The 18,253-nt window shown below is 36.2% G+C and carries 18 protein-coding genes; 7 read left to right on the forward strand and 11 right to left on the reverse strand.

Translation table 11 applies throughout. The features are described from left to right. Nucleotides 1-5 precede the first annotated feature (5 nt). Nucleotides 6-1,436 carry a SusD/RagB family nutrient-binding outer membrane lipoprotein gene (locus tag EKM01_RS08375; protein ID WP_126555216.1) on the forward strand — a complete coding sequence of 477 codons (1,431 nt, stop codon included), beginning with the start codon at nucleotides 6-8 and terminating at the stop codon, nucleotides 1,434-1,436. A gap of 25 nt (nucleotides 1,437-1,461) precedes the next feature. Next, entirely contained in the window at nucleotides 1,462-3,036 is a 1,575-nt protein-coding gene (locus tag EKM01_RS08380; RefSeq protein WP_126767840.1) for a calcineurin-like phosphoesterase C-terminal domain-containing protein, read from the forward strand. Nucleotides 3,037-3,297: 261 nt separating this feature from the next. Here EKM01_RS08380 and EKM01_RS08385 read toward each other — a convergent pair whose 3' ends face one another. After that, on the reverse strand, nucleotides 3,298-4,212 hold the full coding sequence (locus EKM01_RS08385) for an AEC family transporter (protein WP_126453692.1): 915 nt from the start codon (nucleotides 4,210-4,212) through the stop codon (nucleotides 3,298-3,300). A gap of 166 nt (nucleotides 4,213-4,378) precedes the next feature. Here EKM01_RS08385 and meaB point away from each other — a divergent pair, with 166 nt between their 5' ends. Beyond that, nucleotides 4,379-5,467: a methylmalonyl Co-A mutase-associated GTPase MeaB gene (meaB, locus tag EKM01_RS08390; RefSeq protein WP_126740080.1), complete on the forward strand. Its 1,089-nt coding sequence runs from the start codon at nucleotides 4,379-4,381 to the stop codon at nucleotides 5,465-5,467. A gap of 2 nt (nucleotides 5,468-5,469) precedes the next feature. Here meaB and EKM01_RS08395 read toward each other — a convergent pair whose 3' ends face one another. Continuing rightward, nucleotides 5,470-5,697 carry a hypothetical protein gene (locus EKM01_RS08395; protein ID WP_126461163.1) on the reverse strand — a complete coding sequence of 76 codons (228 nt, stop codon included), beginning with the start codon at nucleotides 5,695-5,697 and terminating at the stop codon, nucleotides 5,470-5,472. A gap of 27 nt (nucleotides 5,698-5,724) precedes the next feature. Beyond that, entirely contained in the window at nucleotides 5,725-7,107 is a 1,383-nt protein-coding gene (locus EKM01_RS08400; protein ID WP_126461166.1) for an MATE family efflux transporter, read from the reverse strand. Nucleotides 7,108-7,330: 223 nt separating this feature from the next. On the opposite strand from EKM01_RS08400, the gene EKM01_RS08405 reads away from it, so the two are divergent. Further along, entirely contained in the window at nucleotides 7,331-7,882 is a 552-nt protein-coding gene (locus EKM01_RS08405; RefSeq protein WP_126461169.1) for a hypothetical protein, read from the forward strand. A gap of 40 nt (nucleotides 7,883-7,922) precedes the next feature. Here the strand turns inward: EKM01_RS08405 and EKM01_RS14935 are convergent, their stop codons facing one another. Next, nucleotides 7,923-8,057 carry a hypothetical protein gene (locus tag EKM01_RS14935; RefSeq protein ID WP_255416325.1) on the reverse strand — a complete coding sequence of 45 codons (135 nt, stop codon included), beginning with the start codon at nucleotides 8,055-8,057 and terminating at the stop codon, nucleotides 7,923-7,925. Between the two features lie 172 nt (nucleotides 8,058-8,229). Here EKM01_RS14935 and EKM01_RS08410 point away from each other — a divergent pair, with 172 nt between their 5' ends. Beyond that, complete coding sequence (locus EKM01_RS08410) at nucleotides 8,230-9,066, forward strand: hypothetical protein (protein ID WP_126767842.1); 837 nt, start codon at nucleotides 8,230-8,232, stop codon at nucleotides 9,064-9,066. Nucleotides 9,067-9,214: 148 nt separating this feature from the next. Then, on the forward strand, nucleotides 9,215-9,931 hold the full coding sequence (locus EKM01_RS08415; protein ID WP_126461175.1) for a 3-ketoacyl-ACP reductase: 717 nt from the start codon (nucleotides 9,215-9,217) through the stop codon (nucleotides 9,929-9,931). Nucleotides 9,932-10,088: 157 nt separating this feature from the next. Here EKM01_RS08415 and mtaB read toward each other — a convergent pair whose 3' ends face one another. Then, nucleotides 10,089-11,417 (reverse strand): tRNA (N(6)-L-threonylcarbamoyladenosine(37)-C(2))-methylthiotransferase MtaB, encoded by a 1,329-nt coding sequence (mtaB, locus tag EKM01_RS08420; RefSeq protein WP_126461178.1) that lies wholly within the window; start codon nucleotides 11,415-11,417, stop codon nucleotides 10,089-10,091. 130 nt (nucleotides 11,418-11,547) lie between these two features. Here mtaB and EKM01_RS08425 point away from each other — a divergent pair, with 130 nt between their 5' ends. Continuing rightward, nucleotides 11,548-11,733: a hypothetical protein gene (locus EKM01_RS08425; protein ID WP_126555233.1), complete on the forward strand. Its 186-nt coding sequence runs from the start codon at nucleotides 11,548-11,550 to the stop codon at nucleotides 11,731-11,733. A gap of 366 nt (nucleotides 11,734-12,099) precedes the next feature. On the opposite strand, the gene EKM01_RS08430 is transcribed toward EKM01_RS08425, so the two are convergent. The 6 genes from EKM01_RS08430 to EKM01_RS08455 all read right to left on the reverse strand — a co-directional run bounded on the left by EKM01_RS08430 (nucleotide 12,100) and on the right by EKM01_RS08455 (nucleotide 18,241). Further along, nucleotides 12,100-12,897: a Cof-type HAD-IIB family hydrolase gene (locus tag EKM01_RS08430; RefSeq protein WP_126767844.1), complete on the reverse strand. Its 798-nt coding sequence runs from the start codon at nucleotides 12,895-12,897 to the stop codon at nucleotides 12,100-12,102. Nucleotides 12,898-13,499: 602 nt separating this feature from the next. Continuing rightward, a complete protein-coding gene (locus tag EKM01_RS08435) occupies nucleotides 13,500-13,718 on the reverse strand; it encodes a DUF2007 domain-containing protein (RefSeq protein ID WP_113633582.1) in 219 nt (72 codons plus the stop codon). A 458-nt stretch (nucleotides 13,719-14,176) separates the two neighbouring features. Next, on the reverse strand, nucleotides 14,177-14,776 hold the full coding sequence (locus EKM01_RS08440; RefSeq protein ID WP_126461188.1) for a transposase: 600 nt from the start codon (nucleotides 14,774-14,776) through the stop codon (nucleotides 14,177-14,179). 161 nt (nucleotides 14,777-14,937) lie between these two features. Beyond that, nucleotides 14,938-15,612 (reverse strand): DEAD/DEAH box helicase, encoded by a 675-nt coding sequence (locus EKM01_RS08445; protein WP_126461191.1) that lies wholly within the window; start codon nucleotides 15,610-15,612, stop codon nucleotides 14,938-14,940. Nucleotides 15,613-15,708: 96 nt separating this feature from the next. After that, the gene (locus tag EKM01_RS08450) at nucleotides 15,709-16,872 is read right to left on the reverse strand and encodes a sigma-54 dependent transcriptional regulator (RefSeq protein ID WP_126461194.1); all 1,164 of its coding nucleotides are present in this window, start codon (nucleotides 16,870-16,872) and stop codon (nucleotides 15,709-15,711) included. A 52-nt stretch (nucleotides 16,873-16,924) separates the two neighbouring features. Continuing rightward, nucleotides 16,925-18,241, reverse strand: a complete 1,317-nt coding sequence (locus EKM01_RS08455; RefSeq protein ID WP_126767847.1) for an ABC transporter permease — start codon at nucleotides 18,239-18,241, stop codon at nucleotides 16,925-16,927. Between the last annotated feature and the right edge of the window lie 12 nt (nucleotides 18,242-18,253).

Below are 18,253 nucleotides of genomic sequence, written 5' to 3' on the forward strand. Positions count from 1 at the left end.
TAAAGATGAAAAAGATACAAATTTTTACTGCAACTTTAGTTCTAATACTGTTAAACTTTGCTTGCACGGGCGATTTTAGCGAGCTCAATGAAGACCCTAACCGGATTGCCCAGATAAGTCCGGGAACATTAATTAATCCTATTATTTATGGTCTGGCTACACACAACGCGACTAGAAGTGCGGGTGTCACGTTCGATTTGATGCAGGTATCGCTCCCCTTTCCCAGCGTTTCCGGAGGGCTTCACCGTTATGATTTAAGTCAGGAAATAGGCTATTCGTCCTGGGCTAATTATTACAAATGGCTCAATAATATCAAGGAAATGAAAACTGCGGCGATACGGGCAGAGGATCGCAATTATGAAGCCATTGCACTGACACTAAATGCTTGGGTGTATGCCAATCTTACGGATATTTTTGGACCGGTTCCCATGACCGAAGCTGTAAACGGTGAGGAAGGCAACCTTTATCCCGCATTTGATTCTCAGGAATTAATTTACACCACTATTTTAGCCGATTTAGAACGAGCAAATGCCCTTTATAATTCCGCTACACCTATGATTTATGCCAGTGACATCCTCTTTCAAAACAATGTCACAAAATGGAGAAAATTCACTAATTCCCTTCAAATGCGTTTGTTGTTGAGAATATCCAACCGTACCGAAACCAATTCTTTTCAAAAGTTGGCAACGATGATTCAAAATCCAACACAATACCCTGTTTTTGAAAACACATCCGAATCTGCCATCCTGAAAGTAACTGGAGTAACCCCTAATGTTTCTCCTTGGGGAAGACCGCAGGATTTTAGTTTAAACGTAAAAATAGCCTCTTTTTTCATAGACAATCTAAACACCATGGCCGATCCCCGAAGACCTGTTATTGCTGGTGTTGCAAGAGACTTGAACAATGTTTCCATAGGCTACAAAGGAATTCCCAGTGCCTATGCAGGAGCTGAATCTCAGTTTGCTTACAATGCTTCTACGTTTAATGCAACTCAGATAACCAATCCCATGAATATTTTCTTGATGACGTATGCCGAAGTAGCTTTTATAAAAGCCGAAATGGCGCAAAGAGGATTCACTACGGATGCCGAAACGCATTATAAAAAAGGAGTTCAGGCCGCCATGGAGCAATTGGGAGCCACAATACCCAGTACTTATTTTAATAATTCATTAGCAGCTTATGATGGTACTTTAGAAAAAATCATGCTTCAAAAATATTATGCCCTTTATTTTATCGATTACCAACAGTGGTTTGAATACCGCAGAACTGGATTCCCAATTCTTCCAAAAACGACTGCCATGGAAAATAATGGAATTATGCCTTCCCGTTTTTATTATCCAACGAGCATTCAAATCAACAACCAGCAAAATTACCTCAAAGCAGTTGAAATGTTGGGTACAGATGATATTAACACTAAAGTTTGGTGGGACAAATAAAATCTTAATTTAAAATAAATAAACAATGAAAAAATCAACATTCTCCATTTGTGCCTTGCTGTTTTCAATAGGAATTATGGCACAAACCAACGTTCAAGGTTATGTTTTTGAAGACCACAATCAGAACGGCAAAAAAGAACGAAATGAAAAAGGAATTGCTAATGTTTCCGTAACCAATGGTCTGGAAGTGGTCCTTACCGATAAAAAAGGCAAATACATCCTGCCTAGTAGCGACGATGCAATTATAGCCGTAATTAAACCCGCCAATTATAAAGTAGGCGTGGATGAAAATAATCTGCCTCAGTTTTTTTACAATCACAAACCCAAAGGCTCTCCTCAATTAAAATTCAAAGGAGTAGACCCCACGGGAAAATTGCCTAAATCAATCGATTTTGGTTTGGTTCCCCAACAGGAAAATCAAGAGTTTACAGCTCTTATTTTTGGTGATCCGCAACCTTATACCCAGGCTGAAGTTGATTTTTTTGCCAAAGGGATTGTAGCCGAAGTAAAAGGAATTAAAAATGTTCCTTTCGGATTGAGCCTGGGAGATCTAGTAGGAAATGACCTTGCTCTTTTTAATCCTTACATTAAAGCGGTACAAAAAGCGGGGATTCCGTGGTACAATTTATTGGGAAATCACGATCTTAATTTTGATGCCACCACAGATGAAATGGCCGATGAAACCTACGAAGCCCATTTTGGCCCAGCAAATTATGCCTTCAATTATGGTAAAGTCCATTTTATCGTCATGGATAATGTGCTCTATCCTGATCCCCGAAATCAAAAAGGATATTGGGGCGGTTTTACACCAAAACAGTTGCAGTTTATAGCCAATGATTTGAAATTGGTTTCAAAAGAACATTTAATAGTGCTGGCTTTTCATATTCCAATAAGTGAGCTTACCGATGAAGATACTTTCAGAAATGCAGATCGGGATCAGTTATTCGAACTTTTAAAAGATTTCCCAAACACACTTTCTCTTTCTGCCCATACCCACATTCAACGCCAGGATTACTTTGGCAAAACCGATGGCTGGTTACAGGAAAAACCACACCATCATTACAATGTTGGAACCACTTCCGGAGATTGGTATTCCGGAAAACTGAATTCTGAAGGCGTTCCGGTTTCGACCATGCGTGATGGAACACCAAAAGGATATGCCTTTATTAATTTTAAAGGAAATAAATACAGTCTGGATTATAAAGTGGCGGGCAAACCCAAAACCTATCAAATGGAAGTTTTTGCACCCAAAGTAGTGGAAAAAGGCCGTCCTACCCGATCCGGAATTTATGTGAATTTCTTTATGGGAAGTAAAAACGACAGCCTCGAATACCGCGTAGACCAAGGCGAATGGAAAGCAATGGACTATGTAAAGGAAATAGATCCTTCGTATGCCACTGAGGTTTATGAATGGGATCTAACCGAAGAATTAATTCCTGGCAGACGCTCGTCTAATCCTATAGAAAGCAAACATCTTTGGAAAGGAAAAATTCCTACGAATCTGGAAATAGGCGTACATACGATCGAGATTAAAGCCACAGATCAATTTGGAAAAACCTACACTGAAACAACTTCCTACCGCTTGGAGAATCAAAAATAAGTTTGTTTGTTTTTTATTTTTTAAAAGGCTCGCTAAAGATTTTAATCCAGGCGAGCTTTTTTTATTCAAAATAAATAGGAGTACGCTGCTCCCATATAATAGTACAGCACATTCCTTTTTCTGGATTTCAAACTAAAATCAACTTTTTTTCTTTCAAAGCAGTGCGAAATCATAGTCCTATACCAACGTATCACCATCCTTTCCGATATTGGAATGAAGTAAGTGAAGCTAGTTTATCATTTTTCTTTAGCAACCGAGAAATTACACCAATTGAACCAAAAAATACCAAAACAACAACGTGATAAAAGATAGTGGTATTCCAAAACCGATCATCATACTGCTCAATCGAGGTTTTAAACCGTGCGTAGAAGCTAAAATACAAGCTGTAATCATTGGGGCCATAGCCGACTCTAAAATAGCAACTTGAATAATTTTAGAATGCTGTTGCAAAATCAATACATACAACACATAAATAAGAGCCGGGGTCAAAATTAATTTATACAAAAGGCCCAGTCCTAAAAACTTCCAGTGCTGGCTTTTCCGTTCAAAACGCAATTGCAAACCAACCGATAGCAAAGCCAAAGGAGTTACTGCACTTCCCATTTTTTGAAATAAAACTTGGATGTACTCATGGAAATCCACATTACAAACATTCATCAAACAGGCTACTAAAAAAGTTATAAAAGGTGGAAAAAACAGAATCTTCTTGGCAATTTGAACACCATTTGGACTTCCGGTAGAGTATACTGTTGCCACCAGAATCCCTAAGGTCGAAAGCACTACAAAAGAACCGGGCTGATCTACTAAAATAGCCGTTTTCAAACCTTCTTCACCGTATAATGCTTCAATTATTGGAAAACCTAAAAAAGATGTGTTCCCTAAACCAGCCGTGATAATTAAACACCCAGTGAGTTTCTTAGACCAGCCAAATTTGTTTCCTAAAAAACTAAAAAACAAATAGGAAACTACAAATCCAATCCAGGCTACCCCAATAGGGAATAACAATTCAGGACTCCAGTCTATTTTTGGAATATAATACAAGGCCAGAGCCGGAAGGCAAATATAAATAACAAGCTTATTTAACAGCTTGTAAACACTAATAACAGGGAATGCTTTTATATTTTGCAGCACAATACCGAGGAATAAAAAAACAAAAATCAAGATAAAATTATTCATAATGGTGCAAAGATATTGACAAATCCTTTATAAACTCAATTCAAAAAATAAAATTATTGATTTAGCTGTGCATCAAAAGCCTGATCACGATCAATTTGATATTTTATGCAAATCACCATTCATTCACCATCCTTTTTTATTAATTTTACTTTTAAAAAAAGCTGCTTTGCCAAATAAAAAACTACTTCATTCTGCCCTTAACGAAAAACCTGGGATTTCTTCTCCTGAAGCTATCAGTGCTGCAGCGGTGGAACATATCCAGCAATTTAGAAAAATACAGCCTTCATCTAACGAACTCTTTAGCGGTATATTAGCGGGAAATATCACAGCTTTGAGTCGTGCCATTACGTTAGTAGAAAGTACAAACACCAACCATTTAGCGAAAGCCAATGAAGTCATAAATGCTTGTTTGCCTCACGCCAATAAATCCGTCAGAATAGGAATAACAGGGGTTCCCGGAGTAGGAAAAAGCACTTTTATTGAAGCCTTTGGTTTGCACTTGACCAGTTTAGGAAAGAAAGTAGCTGTTTTGGCAGTAGATCCGAGCAGTACCATTTCGCACGGAAGTATTTTAGGTGATAAAACCCGAATGGAGGAATTGGTTAAAGACAAAAATGCATACATCAGACCATCTGCTTCTGGGGAAACCCTAGGTGGAGTAGCCCGAAAAACCAGGGAAACCATCACGCTTTGTGAAGCCTGCGGTTTTGACACTATATTGATCGAAACGGTGGGTGTTGGTCAAAGTGAAACCGCAGTACACAGCATGGTAGATTTCTTTTTGTTGTTAAAAATTACCGGGGCTGGTGATGATTTACAAGGAATAAAACGCGGTATTATGGAAATGGCTGATGCCATCGTAATTAATAAAGCCGATGGAGACAATATCCGAAAAGCTCAATTAGCCAAACTGGAATTCAAGAGAGCTCTGCATCTTTTTCCGGCTAAAAAATCAGGCTGGATCCCTACCACTTCTACCTGTAGCTCCATAAGTCACGAAGGAATAGCGGAAGTTTGGGAAACCATTCATAAATTTCTGGAACTTACTAAAGTCAATAATTATTTCTTTGAAAAACGGAAAGAACAAAACCAATATTGGATGTTAGAAACCATCAACGAACAATTAAAAACTAATTTTTACAATAATCCGGAAATTCAAGCATCAATGAATGCAACTAAAAAAGCGGTGCAAAATGATGAAATTTCACCCTTTGCAGCCGCTCAAAAATTATTAGAAACCTATTTTAAAAAATAGATTTACTCCTCGTAAAGTTTGATTTCTCTATCGTAAAACTCATTGGCAAGAATAATTAATCCTTCCATTTCTGCATTTAGTTCGCCTTCATCCAGATCTTCGGCTTCTTCGATAAATTCGACTTCATCATCTTTCAGATTGATAATAAATCGGGGATAATCCAAATGAATGATAAAAATATCTTCAGGAAAATCGGTGTTGTCGCCCAGTAAAAATTTTGGTAATTCCATGAATTTAATAGTTAAGTATTTATTGTTTTATTTATTCTCGCTTTGCATTACCAACTTTCTTGTCAATCTTGCAAAGCGAATATACAAAAATAAAGCGGCTGCCGTCAATCCTGCCAAAAGCCCGATCCAAATTCCAACTGCTTTTAGATTGGTATAGTTTCCCAGATAGTAGGAAATTGGAAAACCAATAACCCAATAGGACACAAAGGTAATATACATGGGGATTTTCACATCTTGCAAGCCACGTAAAGCACCAAGAACAACAACTTGAATTCCATCTGAAATTTGAAAAACAGCGGCTACTAACAGTAATTTTGATGTGATAGTGATAATTTCAGAATTATCAATCATTTGAGCCGAATCAGACATATTCAAAAATAAATGTGGCAGGTATTGATGAAACGCCACAAAAATAATGGCAAAAAATGTTTCTAAAATTATAGCCAGTAAAAAGATAGAACGGGCTACAACAATCAATTCTTTGTAATCATTCATTCCCTTGGTATGACTCACGCGGATCATGGCGGCAACACTCAATCCCATAGCGACCATAAATGTTGATGATGACAGGATGAGGGCTATTTGATTGGCGGCCTGACTGTTTTTTCCAATCGAACCTGAAAGCCAAATAGCAGCGGTAAACAATGCTACTTCAAACAGCATTTGCATAGCTGAAGGCAACCCAAGATTGATGATTTTTTTCAACACTGATTTTCGTATTTCCTTGAAACTGAAATTTTTGAAATATCGTTTTAATGCTGCATTTCTTTTTATTAAATAATGCATAAAAACGACCATCATAATTCTTGAAATGACAGTTCCTAAAGCCGCCCCAAGAATACCTAATTTAGGAAAAATCCAAATGCCATAAATAAGAACATAGTTAAAAAAAATATGCACCACATTAGCCATAAGTATGGCATACATAGAATATTTAGTTTTTGCTAAACCATCCGCAAATTGTTTGTATCCCTGGTATATTATTACCGGAATCAAAGAAAAAGCAACCCAGTCAATGTACGGAGCAGCCATGTCAGCCACTTCTTTGGGTTGGTGCATCAAGTACATAATTTGTTTGGACAAAACGGTCAGAATAAATAAAGCGACTCCAAGAACTGTACATAAAAGCAATCCATGGTGAAAAATAGAACGGATTTTATCCTCCTCTTTTTCCGCATCAGCTTCTGCAACTAAAGGAGTAATTGCTGTTGAAAATCCTATTCCTATCGATAACGCAATAAAGATGAAACTGTTTCCCAGTGATACCGCCGCCAGCTCCGTAGACCCTAATTTTCCTACCATGAAATTGTCAACAATCCCTATTAAGGTATGTCCCAACATTCCTAAAATTATGGGATACGCTAATCTTGTATTATAAGAAAACTCTTTGAAGTATTGGGATAAATTCACTTTTTGCTTTTTTGATGGCAAATATAATTAGAAGCTTTCAATTGCATCACTACTATTTGATATATATCACTACTTTTTTAGTAAAACAGGCTGCAAGTTATAAATTCTATAACAAAACGAAATAATTGTATAACTTTTTCAGCATTGGTACTGTTACTTTTGATATGTTGTTTTGGGGGCAGTTTAACCTACAAAACAGAATATAAATTTAAAAAATACAATTATGAAAATCACAGAAAAAATGAAAATCGCATTTGCATGTACCATCGTAATGATGTTTGCAAATAATGTACAAGCTCAAGAAACAACCAAAGTAGAGCACTATGATCAAGGATTCCGTTTAGGAGTTGGTGTAAATGGTGGATATTCCGTAAATGATCCATACAAATTAACTTTAGGAGCCGATGCCAGATTACAATATGATTTATCAAAACGATATTCTGTAACCGTAACAACTGGTTTCAACAACTTATTTGTAAGTAAAGCTGATGGATCTGATCTAGGGTTTATTCCGGCAAAAGCAGGTTTTAAAGCTTTTATATGGGACGATCAATTTTATGTAATGGGAGAAGCCGGTGCTGCTTTTGCAGTGACTAACGGTTATAATGAAACCTCATTAATCGTAGCGCCAAGTATTGGTTACGCTACAAAATACATTGATATCTCTTTGCGATATGAGCACTATTCTGATTTTCCTAGAGTGAATAACAATGGAACTCTAGGAGAAGGTGTAGGACAAGTTGGCGTTCGTGTGGCTTATGGTTTCAAACTATAACGTTATTTTGCATTCGGTTAAAAACCGCAAACTTCCCGAATCAGGCTACACTTAACGATGTATCCATGCCTTGCAAACAAATCAAAACCAGAACCTGTTGTGCGCATGCATCACATCCTGCAACTCGCTCCATTTTGCCAATCACTTTAAAATCATCGGGATTTATAGATTTCATAACAAATAATTTATCTTTGCAACTCAAATGTAACAAACTATAAGGATTAATCCTGATGAATTTTAGGAGCATATTCCAGCTATTCGTTGCAATCTTTTATTATTTTAAAGAAAAATAATAAAAGGATTTCCACTATTATCTGGGCTAGGCACTTGTTTTCAAAACATATACAATGGAAAAATTCACACTCGAATTACTGTTTCAAATTATCGGCATTGGTTCCGCATCAGGACTTGTTTACAAAGACAATTTGCTACTGATTATTGGCGACAACAGCGGCTTTCTTTACGAATATCACATCGATTCCAAGGATTTAAAACGCTATCCGCTACTGGAAAATCCTACAGAGAACACGCCAAAAAAAGACAAAGCTGATTTTGAAGCCATAACCCATTTTGAAGACAGCGTGTATGTTTTTGGCTCCGGTTCCACCGAAAAAAGGAACAAAATGATTCAAATCAACTCCAGCCATAAAAGAGTAACTGCCACAAATGATATCACTAATTTATATGCAGCGCTGCAAAGTTTCGGGGAAATAAAAGCCGAAGATTTCAACATTGAAGGTGCCATCTACAATGGCAAAAGTTGGTTTTTAGTGAATCGTGGCAACGGAAGCGCCAATAAGAATGTCCTTTTTACCATCGAAGGAAAAAACCTCACTACTGATTTCGCTATTCTTTCAAACAACTACAAACTCCCAAAAATACAAGGAGTACGAAGTAGTTTTACCGATGCCGTTTTAGTCGACAACAGCATTTATTTTTTGGCCACAGCCGAAGATACCAAATCTACTTATGAGGATGGCGAAATTTTAGGAAGTCTTATTGGAAGCATCAACCTGACAACCATGAAAATCGATTTCACACAAAAAATTAGCAGCACCCATAAATTCGAAGGGTTGACTTTATACGCCAATTCAAAAGAAAAAATAGAATTTCTGCTCTGTGAAGACAAAGATACCGAGGTTTTAGAAACCGAAATTTACAAACTGACATTGGACAACAAATAAAGTCCATTTGATTAAAAAATGTTCGTTGCTGTCAAAATAGCAGAACGTTAAATTTAGATTAAATAGAAAATCAAAATAGATTTCAAATGTAAAACGGACTACTTTTACAGTAAACTTAGCCTTTTATTGGCCTAAAATAATTCTCCAAATGACAGATTTAAAAAATAAAAATGCCCTGATCACCGGCGCAGGAAAAGGAATTGGTAAAGCAATCGCTTTGGCCCTAGCCAAAGAAGGTGTTAATGTAATTTTGATTGCCAGAACACAGGATGAAATAGACAGCGTAGCGGCAAAAGTGCGTTCGTTGCGCGTAAAAGCACTTGCAATAACTGCTGATGTTGCTGATATCAACTCGGTAAACGCTGCCGTTGAGCAAGCATTGGCTGAATTTGGAACCATTGATATTCTAATCAACAATGCCGGAATAGCCGCTTTTGGAAAATTTTTAGAATTAGAACCTACGGATTGGGAACGCATCATTCAGGTAAACTTAATGGGAACCTATTATGTAACTCGCGCCGTTTTACCCAATATGATCGAAAGACAAACCGGGGACATCATCAACATTTCTTCCACAGCCGGATTAAGTGGCAATGCATTGACAAGCGCTTACAGTGCCTCAAAATTTGCCGTTTTAGGATTAACGGAATCGTTGATGCAGGAAGTGCGTAAACACAATATTCGTGTAACAGCCTTAACCCCAAGTACGGTTGCCACGGAAATGGCCAAAGATTTAAAACTGACCGACGGGAATCCGGAAAAAGTCATGCAAGCAGAAGATATGGCCGAATTAATTATCGCACAACTCAAACTTAACCGACGCGTTTTCATTAAAAACAGCAGTATTTGGTCTACGAATCCTTAAAAGTAGTCGGAAGTCAAAAGTCTTAAAGTCGAATGACCAATATCTAGTAAAAAAAAGCATTAAGGGATTAAGAAAATTAAGCATAAAACTTAATGAACTTAATCCCTTAATGGTTTTTTAATCTTTTGCTTATATGACTTATATGTTTAAAAACTAATTAAACCAAAGTTGTAACAAATTCCATTCGAACACTACCGTCTTCATCAATTTTTGTCAAATTGATTTTTTGTAATGTATTTACTAATTCCGGATTCCAAGGGGTTTTTACTTTCACATAGTTTTCCGTAAACCCGTGAATATAGCCTTCTTTATTTTCACTTTCGAACAAAACAGTTCTATTAGTTCCCAACTGACTTTCATAAAAAGCACGGCGTTTTTTGACGGATAAACTGCGCATCATTTTACTGCGTTTAGCCCGAACATTAGCAGGAACAATACCTGCCATGGTTGCTGCCTCAGTATTATCACGTTCAGAATAGGTAAAAACGTGCAAATACGAAATATCCATATCATTCACGAAATGATAGGTTTCCAGGAAATGCTCGTCTGTTTCTCCAGGGAAACCCACAATCACATCCACGCCAATGCAAGCATGCGGCATCACTTCCCGAATTTTATTTACCCTTTCAGTATAAATTTCACGTTGGTACCGACGCTTCATTAATTTCAAAATATCATTGCTTCCAGACTGCAACGGAATATGAAAATGCGGCACAAAAGTTCTGCTTTTTGATACAAATTCAATCGTTTCATTTTTCAATAAATTCGGTTCAATAGAGGATATTCGCAATCTTTCTATTCCTTCTACTTTGTCTAATTCCCGAACCAATTCCAGGAAAGTATGTTCGTGTTTTTTATTACCAAATTCCCCTTTTCCGTAATCACCAATATTTACGCCGGTAAGCACAATTTCCTTGATGTTTTGTTTCGAAATTTCGGCTGCATTTTTCAATACATTTTCCAGTTCATCACTTCTGGAAATCCCTCTTGCTAATGGAATTGTGCAATAAGTACATTTGTAATCACAACCGTCCTGTACTTTCAAAAACGCACGGGTTCTATCCCCAATCGAGTAACTTCCCACATAAAAATCAGCTTCGGAAATCTCGCAGGAGTGTACTTCACCAAAATCATTTTTGGACAAATCATTGATATAATCGGTCAATTTAAACTTTTCGGTAGCACCAAGAACTAAATCCACACCATCAACAGCCGCTAATTCTTCCGGTTTCAATTGCGCATAACAACCCACCGCCGCTACAAAGGCTTTATTGTTCAATTTCATCGCTTTTCGCACAACTTGCTTGAACTGCTTATCCGCGTTTTCCGTAACGGAACAGGTATTAATCACATACATATCAGCCACTTCCTCAAAACCTACCCGATCAAAACCCTCGTCTTGCAGGGTACGGGCAATTGTTGACGTTTCTGAAAAATTCAGTTTACAACCTAGTGTATAAAAAGCAACTTTTTTTCTGTTTTCCATAAGATAACTCAATTAATGAAATCGTTGTCAAAAAATTAAGAGTGCAAATTTACGAACAATATTCTGGAAAATGAAATCAATAATTTTCTATATACTAGCATCGTGAAGTAGACTACTTTAGACTCAAAAGATGAAAAAAATAATTTTAATTATATTCCTTTTTAATGCAATTCAAGCAAATGCTCAAAACATTGTTGAATGGCATGATAAGTACCAAATGCAGCTTTCCGATTTTCAATCTAGCGCTACTCAAATTGGGAATATAAAATCAATAGTATTCATAACGCTTCCAGTCCTGATTTTGCGTTTCAAATGAGCAATATTGAGTTCCTGTTTACCAAGGATTTTAATTCAAAAGTGCTACGGCATCCATTATTGCAATTAAAACTAATACAGCAAACCATTTAGTGAATTTTGCTCAGTATGAATTTAATTTATCTGTACTCTATGCATAAAATTGCTAAAATAAATTTACAACCCAAAAGGAATTTTTTCTGACACCACCTTTTACAAGTGCTTTTTAACGCCGTTCAGAAACAATACAAGAAGGAATATGCAATTGCTTCAAAAACTACTGAACTGAGACAAAAAGAGAAAAGCTTTTAGAAATTCGAACAGGTCTCCTACAAAGATTACAACAATACCTTGATTTTTATATTAGTTAAAACTCCTAAAAAAAATCTTAGTTCAATATAAACCGTCTTACCACCTCAGCCACTCCATGATTATTATTTGATGCCACGATAAAATCTCCTCTGTGTCTTAATTCAGGATCCACATTATCCACCCAAATACCCAATCCAGCATATTCAATCATGGTTAAATCATTCCCTGCATTTCCAACAGCAATAATTTCACTTTGCAGAATATTTAATTTTTTGGCTAAAAATTCAATACTGGCTCCTTTATCAATTCCATTTTGTGCTACTTCCAGAAAAAACGGCTTAGACATGCTGACACTTAGATGCGGCATAGCGATTTTCAGGTCTTTTTCTACTTCTTTAAGATAACTTGGCTCTTGCAATAAAATACATTTTACAGCTGAAGACTGCACTTCCTCTTTAAAACTCACCACTTTATTATGGGCTAAACCGGTAATTTTCTTTTCAATTTCTATGTATTCAGAATCCGTTTCACTTACAATTTTACCGTCAATATAGGTAATAATATGTGTCTTACTTTTTATACTATAATCGTACAATTCATGGATTTGCTTTTGTGTCAACATTTGCTCAAAAATAATTTTATCTTCCTTTAAATCGGTAATTACTGCCCCGTTGTAGGATATCATGTAGGAATTATCCAATTGTAGCTCTTTGGCGTAGGCAATCATTGCAGGTGTAGGTCGTCCAGAAGCCAGAATAACATAAACCCCTAATTCCTGCGCCTTAGCCAACATCCCTTTATTCTCGTCTGAAATGGTATGATCATCGTTCAACAAAGTATCATCCATGTCCAAAACCAACATTTTATATTTCATTTTTATTTTTTAAACGTAGTCGTTTCAATTACTGCGGATTCACAAATTACTTTTTCAATTTGATTGAATTCTGACGATTGTCAAAAATTTGAAGAATCCGAATTTTCATTTCAGAATGAATTTTGTAAATAATTTTATACGTTCGAATAATCATTCTTCTGTATGGTTCTCCCAAGAATTCATCAAGTTGATATTGTTCCACAAAATGAATATTTTTACTTTGAATTACAATATCTCTGAGACCATTTCTCGCTCCTTGAAGAGATTTTAATTTAATCAATTCAACTATTAATTTTAAATCGGCTTTCGCTTCATTATACTAAAGTAGGGTGATTTGTTTTTACCTATTACCATTTCTCAATTTACTTATATATATCCTCAATAGTTGTATATTTTCCTGATAAAATTCATCTATCAGCTTCTTTATAAACTGTATAACAGCTATAGTATGAGCAACAAATTTCTGGTCTAAAACAGATTTAAACACTATTATTTTCTCAATTTACGTTCATGATCGATGTGAAGTAATCAATCCATCAATTCTATTTTTTTTCGCAGTTATATCCGTCTTATAGCCGTATTTGAATAGCAAATATACTAATTTAAATACTCATTCTGAATTCTTCAATAACGGGGTTTACTTTTGCAAACTCGGTTTCCTGAACAAACAATTCAACCGCTAAATCTGAATTTCCAAATCCTCCCAATCGAGCCGATTGTATATTGTTTTTCACTACTACATTTACACCAATCGCTTCGATTTTTTCTTGTAACGCCATTGCTAAAATTTCACTTCCCGAAAACACTTTCATTAATCCCATTTTACTCTTTATTTAATTGTTTAGCTCCGCAAAGTTTCCAACTTTGAGGATGCGTAAAAGGTCTCCTGACCTTATTATTTATAATCTAATAGTTTTCCCTATTTTATTTTGATTAGCTCCGCAAAGTTTCCAACTTTGAGGATGCGTTAAAGGTATCCTGACCTTGTTATTTATAATCTAATAGTTTTCCCTATTTTATTTTGATTAGCTCCGCAAAGTTTCCAACTTTAAGGATGCGTAAAAGGTCTCCTGACCTTATTATTTATAATCTAATATCCTGTTCTTAGCTCCGCAAAGTTTCCAACTTTGAGGATGCGTTAAAGGTCTCCTGACCTTATTATTTTCAATGTAATATCTGTTCTTAGCTCCGCAAACTTTCCAACTTTGAGGATGCGTTAAAGATCTCCTGACCTTGTTATTTATAATCTAATAGTTTTCCCTATTTTATTTTGACCTCGTTACCAAATAAAATTATTCGTTATTGAAGACGGTTTTAAAACATCTATTACTGGATTGTCAACTTTTGTAATTGCTATGATTCCTTCATCATTTACATAATTCGATGCACTTGAATAGTAATAATGTGACGCTTTAATAACTATTCCCGCTCGTATTGGGTTCATGTGGATATAATCTAATTTAGACCACATAAATTTTTCAGAAAAGATTTCTTCGGGATGGCTGCCATATTGCCAAAACTGATATTTTTCATTACGCGTATGACTTTTACAAGCAAATTCAAATCGTTTTAACATCCAGTCTGCGCGACTTTCTGGTCCGTTTTCTATTTTATTCAAAATAGTCTTTGCCGTAAACTTTTTGAAATCTCTAATCAAATCAGATAATTTACTTTCTTCGGATTGAATAATCAAATGAATATGATTGGACATAATTACAAATCCATACAAAATCATCCCTTTGTTTTTTATGCAAAAATCCAAGCTTTCAATAATGCAATCTTTGTAATTTTTTCTAGAAAACACATCTACCCAATCTACAACTGTTGCCGTAATAAAATGAGGTTTTGATTGGTCTCGGATAATGTAGCCTTCTTTCATATCGTTATTATTTCAGTCTGAGACTTGACTACACCTCCTCAAAGTTAAAAACTTTGAGGAGCAAATATGTAGCCTATTCTATTGTTATTATTTCAGTCTGAGACTGAACTACACCTCCTCAAAGTTAAAAACTTTGCGGAGCATAAGGAGTATAAATTATTCTAGCTATGGAAGTCATCTCCAACTTCAGGTTCTAAATCTTCCTCCTCTTCCTCTTCCTCTCCTCCATCAAAATCGAATTCAAAAGGCTCCACCAGCATTTTTTCAGCAAGAACCTCTATTCGCTCGGTGAATTGTTCCGACAAAATAATACGTTGAGTTTTGACAATGCTATTCGAAATACGCATGATTTTTGTCTCATGACGCAATTTCAAAATTGGATCTGCATCATCAAGAACAAGCATTTTTAATCGGTTTACATTATAACCAGCCGTAGTAAACATTTCACTTAGTTTATTTGGAGTCCCTATCAACACATCAATTCCGCTGGAAATATAATTCTTATCGTATTCCATATCTCCTTTGTCATGAACACCATAGACTTCTAAATTAGAATACTTCCCATATTTTTCAAATAGGGATTCCATTTCCAATACTTTCGCTTTGTCTTCAACAATTATCAAAGCCCTTGGCGATTCTTCGGTTGCTCCTGTCAATCTCTGAATTACATTTAGCACGATTGTAGTTGATTTCCCGCTTCCTTTTGGTGCAATAATAATACAATCCGAACCACTTTTTAGTGTCGAAAATGTTTCTTTTTGAATTGCATTGGCCTCAGTCAAACCGTTTTCAATCAGGGCTTGTTGTAACGCTTGGTTTATTTTTTTTAGTTTCATTTATTTTAGATTGAAAGATTAAAAATTAAAAAATTAAAAGATTAAAGCTATTGCCAAATCTTTAAATCATTAAATTTTTAAATCATTAAATTAATTTTATTTAGATGCGAATAACTTCACATCATTCTCAGAAATTTCGTTTCCGCCAAGGATAATCAAACGCTCCACTACATTTCGTAATTCCCGAATATTTCCTGTCCAATCATAATCCTGCAATAAATGAATCGCTGCTGAAGAGAATTTTTTTACCGCATTTCCTTGCTCCAAAGCAATTTTTTCGGCAAAATGAGCAATCAACATCGGGATATCATCCCGTCTTTCGTTCAATCCCGGAACTTTTATCAAAATCACGGCCAAACGATGGTATAAATCTTCCCGGAAACGTCCTTCGGCAATTTCGACTTTCAAATCTTTATTGGTTGCCGCAACTACACGAACATCGACTTTGATATCTTTGTCCGCTCCCACTCTGGTAATCATACTTTCCTGTAAAGCACGCAATACTTTAGCTTGCGCCGAAAGACTCATATCTCCAATTTCATCCAAGAAAATAGTGCCTTTATCTGCCGCTTCAAATTTTCCTGCGCGGTCTTTCACTGCGGAGGTAAACGCTCCTTTTACGTGACCAAATAATTCGCTTTCAATCAATTCCGATGGTATAGCCGCACAATTCACTTCGATTAAAGGGAAGTTAGCTCTCTCACTTTTTTCATGTAATTGATGTGCAACCAGTTCTTTTCCGGTTCCGTTGGGTCCCGTAATTAAAACTCTGGCTTCGGTTTGGGCTACTTTCTCAATCATCACTTTAATGTGATTGATGGCGTCGCTTTCGCCAATCATTTCGTAGTTTTTGCTGACTTTTTTCTTCAGAAATTTGTTCTCTACTACAAGTTGTTTTTTGTCCAAAGCATTTCGAACTGTATTCAACAATCGGTTTAAATCGGGCGGTTTTGAGATGTAATCAAAGGCTCCCAAACGCATTGTATTGATAGCCGTTTCCATATCGCCATGACCAGAAATCATCACCATAGGAATTTCGGGCTTGATTTTTTTGACAGCTTCCAGTACCTCAACACCATCCATTTTAGGCATTTTGATGTCGCACAAAACCAAATCGTAATCGTTATTTTTTATTTTTTCAAGACCTGCAAGACCATCTTCGGCTTCTTCCACCTGATAAGTATCATTTTCTTCCGAAAGTATTTTTGTAAGTACTCTTCGAATGGCGGCCTCATCTTCTATGATTAGTATTTTTGACATCTCTTTTCTTTATTGGGTTAATCAGTTAACCAAATAACCGATTAAACTTCTATTAGTATTTCAACCATTTATATAATTCCCTCCAAGTGGGTTTCTTGCCATACATTAGTATTCCTATTCGGTATATTTTTGCGGCAAACCAAACTACAGAAAAGAAGGTGCCAAATAGCAGCGTTACTGAAATGGCGATTTGCCACAAAGGTACGCCAAACGGAATTCGCATCAGCATAACAATTGGTGATGTAAGCGGAATCATTGAAAAAATAACGGCAATTGTTCCGTGTGGATCATTGATAACCGTAAAAAAACCAACGTAAACACTCAGCATCAATGGCATAATGATAGGTAAAAGGAATTGTTGTGAGTCCGTCTGATTGTCTACTGCGGCACCAATGGCTGCGTAAAACGAACTGTACAAAAAATAACCGCCGATGAAATAAATCACGAATCCAATCAAGATATTTGCAATGGGCAGATTCCATAATTCCTTAATATACATTTGGGCAGTTCCAGTCATTTCCTGCTGTGCAGCTTGCATCAATTCAGGCGAAACGCTGGCGCTTGGACCCACATTTACCCCAAAAAAGACTGAGGCTGCAAACATTAATGAGAGTCCAATGATAGCCCAAATAAGGAACTGCAGCAATCCGGCTAGCGCAGTTCCAATGATTTTGCCCATCATCAGTTGAAACGGTTTGACCGAGGATATAATAATCTCTACAATTCGGCTGGTTTTCTCTTCGATCACACTTCGCATCACCATGTTTCCGTAGATGATTATGAACATCATTATGAGGTATCCAAATGCGCCACCAATCCCAATTTTGATTTCGTTAAGTCCTTTGACACTCTCTTCACCCGATGCTTTTGTCAAACTAATATTGACTTGGGCCTGGGCTTTTTTTATGGCAAGCGTATCTAAATGTGCTTTTTCTAAATTGTTTTTCGTCAATTTATTAGCAATCACATCCTGAACTTTTTCTATAAAAGAAATACTGGGACTGTTGTTTGAAATAAACTGTATTTTATTTTCGAAATCCTTTGTGTGTTCTGACTTTGGAATATACAATAGTCCTTCATAGCGCTCGTCAGCGATGCTGTCTTTCAAAAATTTTAAATCTACAAGAGATAAATCGAGGTATTTGTACTGGCTGTTGTTGTTGTTTTTAAGTATAAATTCTTTAACGAACAAACCTGATTCATCATGAATGGCGATGCGTTTGGTATCCGCTTCCATGGAACTTAAATAGCCTATAAATGCTGCTATCCCAACAAATAACAACGGACTTAAAAAAGTCATTACAACAAAAGATTTATTACGCACTTTAGTAATAAATTCTCTTTTTATGATTAATGAAATGATACTCATTTTTTAGACTGC

Origin of the sequence: Flavobacterium sp. RSP46 (assembly GCF_003984825.1) — a bacterium.
In the GTDB taxonomy this organism is placed as follows: domain Bacteria; phylum Bacteroidota; class Bacteroidia; order Flavobacteriales; family Flavobacteriaceae; genus Flavobacterium.

Excerpts from the sequence above, each read along its gene's own strand:
- EKM01_RS08375 (WP_126555216.1), top strand. The coding sequence starts at position 6 with ATGAAAAAGATACAAATTTTTACTGCAACTTTAGTTCTAATACTGTTA.
- EKM01_RS08380 (WP_126767840.1), top strand. The coding sequence starts at position 1,462 with ATGAAAAAATCAACATTCTCCATTTGTGCCTTGCTGTTTTCAATAGGA.
- EKM01_RS08385 (WP_126453692.1), bottom strand. The coding sequence starts at position 4,212 with ATGAATAATTTTATCTTGATTTTTGTTTTTTTATTCCTCGGTATTGTG.
- EKM01_RS08395 (WP_126461163.1), bottom strand. The coding sequence starts at position 5,697 with ATGGAATTACCAAAATTTTTACTGGGCGACAACACCGATTTTCCTGAA.
- EKM01_RS08405 (WP_126461169.1), top strand. The coding sequence starts at position 7,331 with ATGAAAATCACAGAAAAAATGAAAATCGCATTTGCATGTACCATCGTA.
- EKM01_RS14935 (WP_255416325.1), bottom strand. The coding sequence starts at position 8,057 with ATGAAATCTATAAATCCCGATGATTTTAAAGTGATTGGCAAAATGGAG.
- EKM01_RS08410 (WP_126767842.1), top strand. The coding sequence starts at position 8,230 with ATGGAAAAATTCACACTCGAATTACTGTTTCAAATTATCGGCATTGGT.
- EKM01_RS08415 (WP_126461175.1), top strand. The coding sequence starts at position 9,215 with ATGACAGATTTAAAAAATAAAAATGCCCTGATCACCGGCGCAGGAAAA.
- mtaB (WP_126461178.1), bottom strand. The coding sequence starts at position 11,417 with ATGGAAAACAGAAAAAAAGTTGCTTTTTATACACTAGGTTGTAAACTG.
- EKM01_RS08425 (WP_126555233.1), top strand. The coding sequence starts at position 11,548 with ATGAAAAAAATAATTTTAATTATATTCCTTTTTAATGCAATTCAAGCA.
- EKM01_RS08430 (WP_126767844.1), bottom strand. The coding sequence starts at position 12,897 with ATGAAATATAAAATGTTGGTTTTGGACATGGATGATACTTTGTTGAAC.
- EKM01_RS08435 (WP_113633582.1), bottom strand. The coding sequence starts at position 13,718 with ATGGGATTAATGAAAGTGTTTTCGGGAAGTGAAATTTTAGCAATGGCG.
- EKM01_RS08440 (WP_126461188.1), bottom strand. The coding sequence starts at position 14,776 with ATGAAAGAAGGCTACATTATCCGAGACCAATCAAAACCTCATTTTATT.
- EKM01_RS08445 (WP_126461191.1), bottom strand. The coding sequence starts at position 15,612 with ATGAAACTAAAAAAAATAAACCAAGCGTTACAACAAGCCCTGATTGAA.
- EKM01_RS08450 (WP_126461194.1), bottom strand. The coding sequence starts at position 16,872 with ATGTCAAAAATACTAATCATAGAAGATGAGGCCGCCATTCGAAGAGTA.
- EKM01_RS08455 (WP_126767847.1), bottom strand. The coding sequence starts at position 18,241 with ATGAGTATCATTTCATTAATCATAAAAAGAGAATTTATTACTAAAGTG.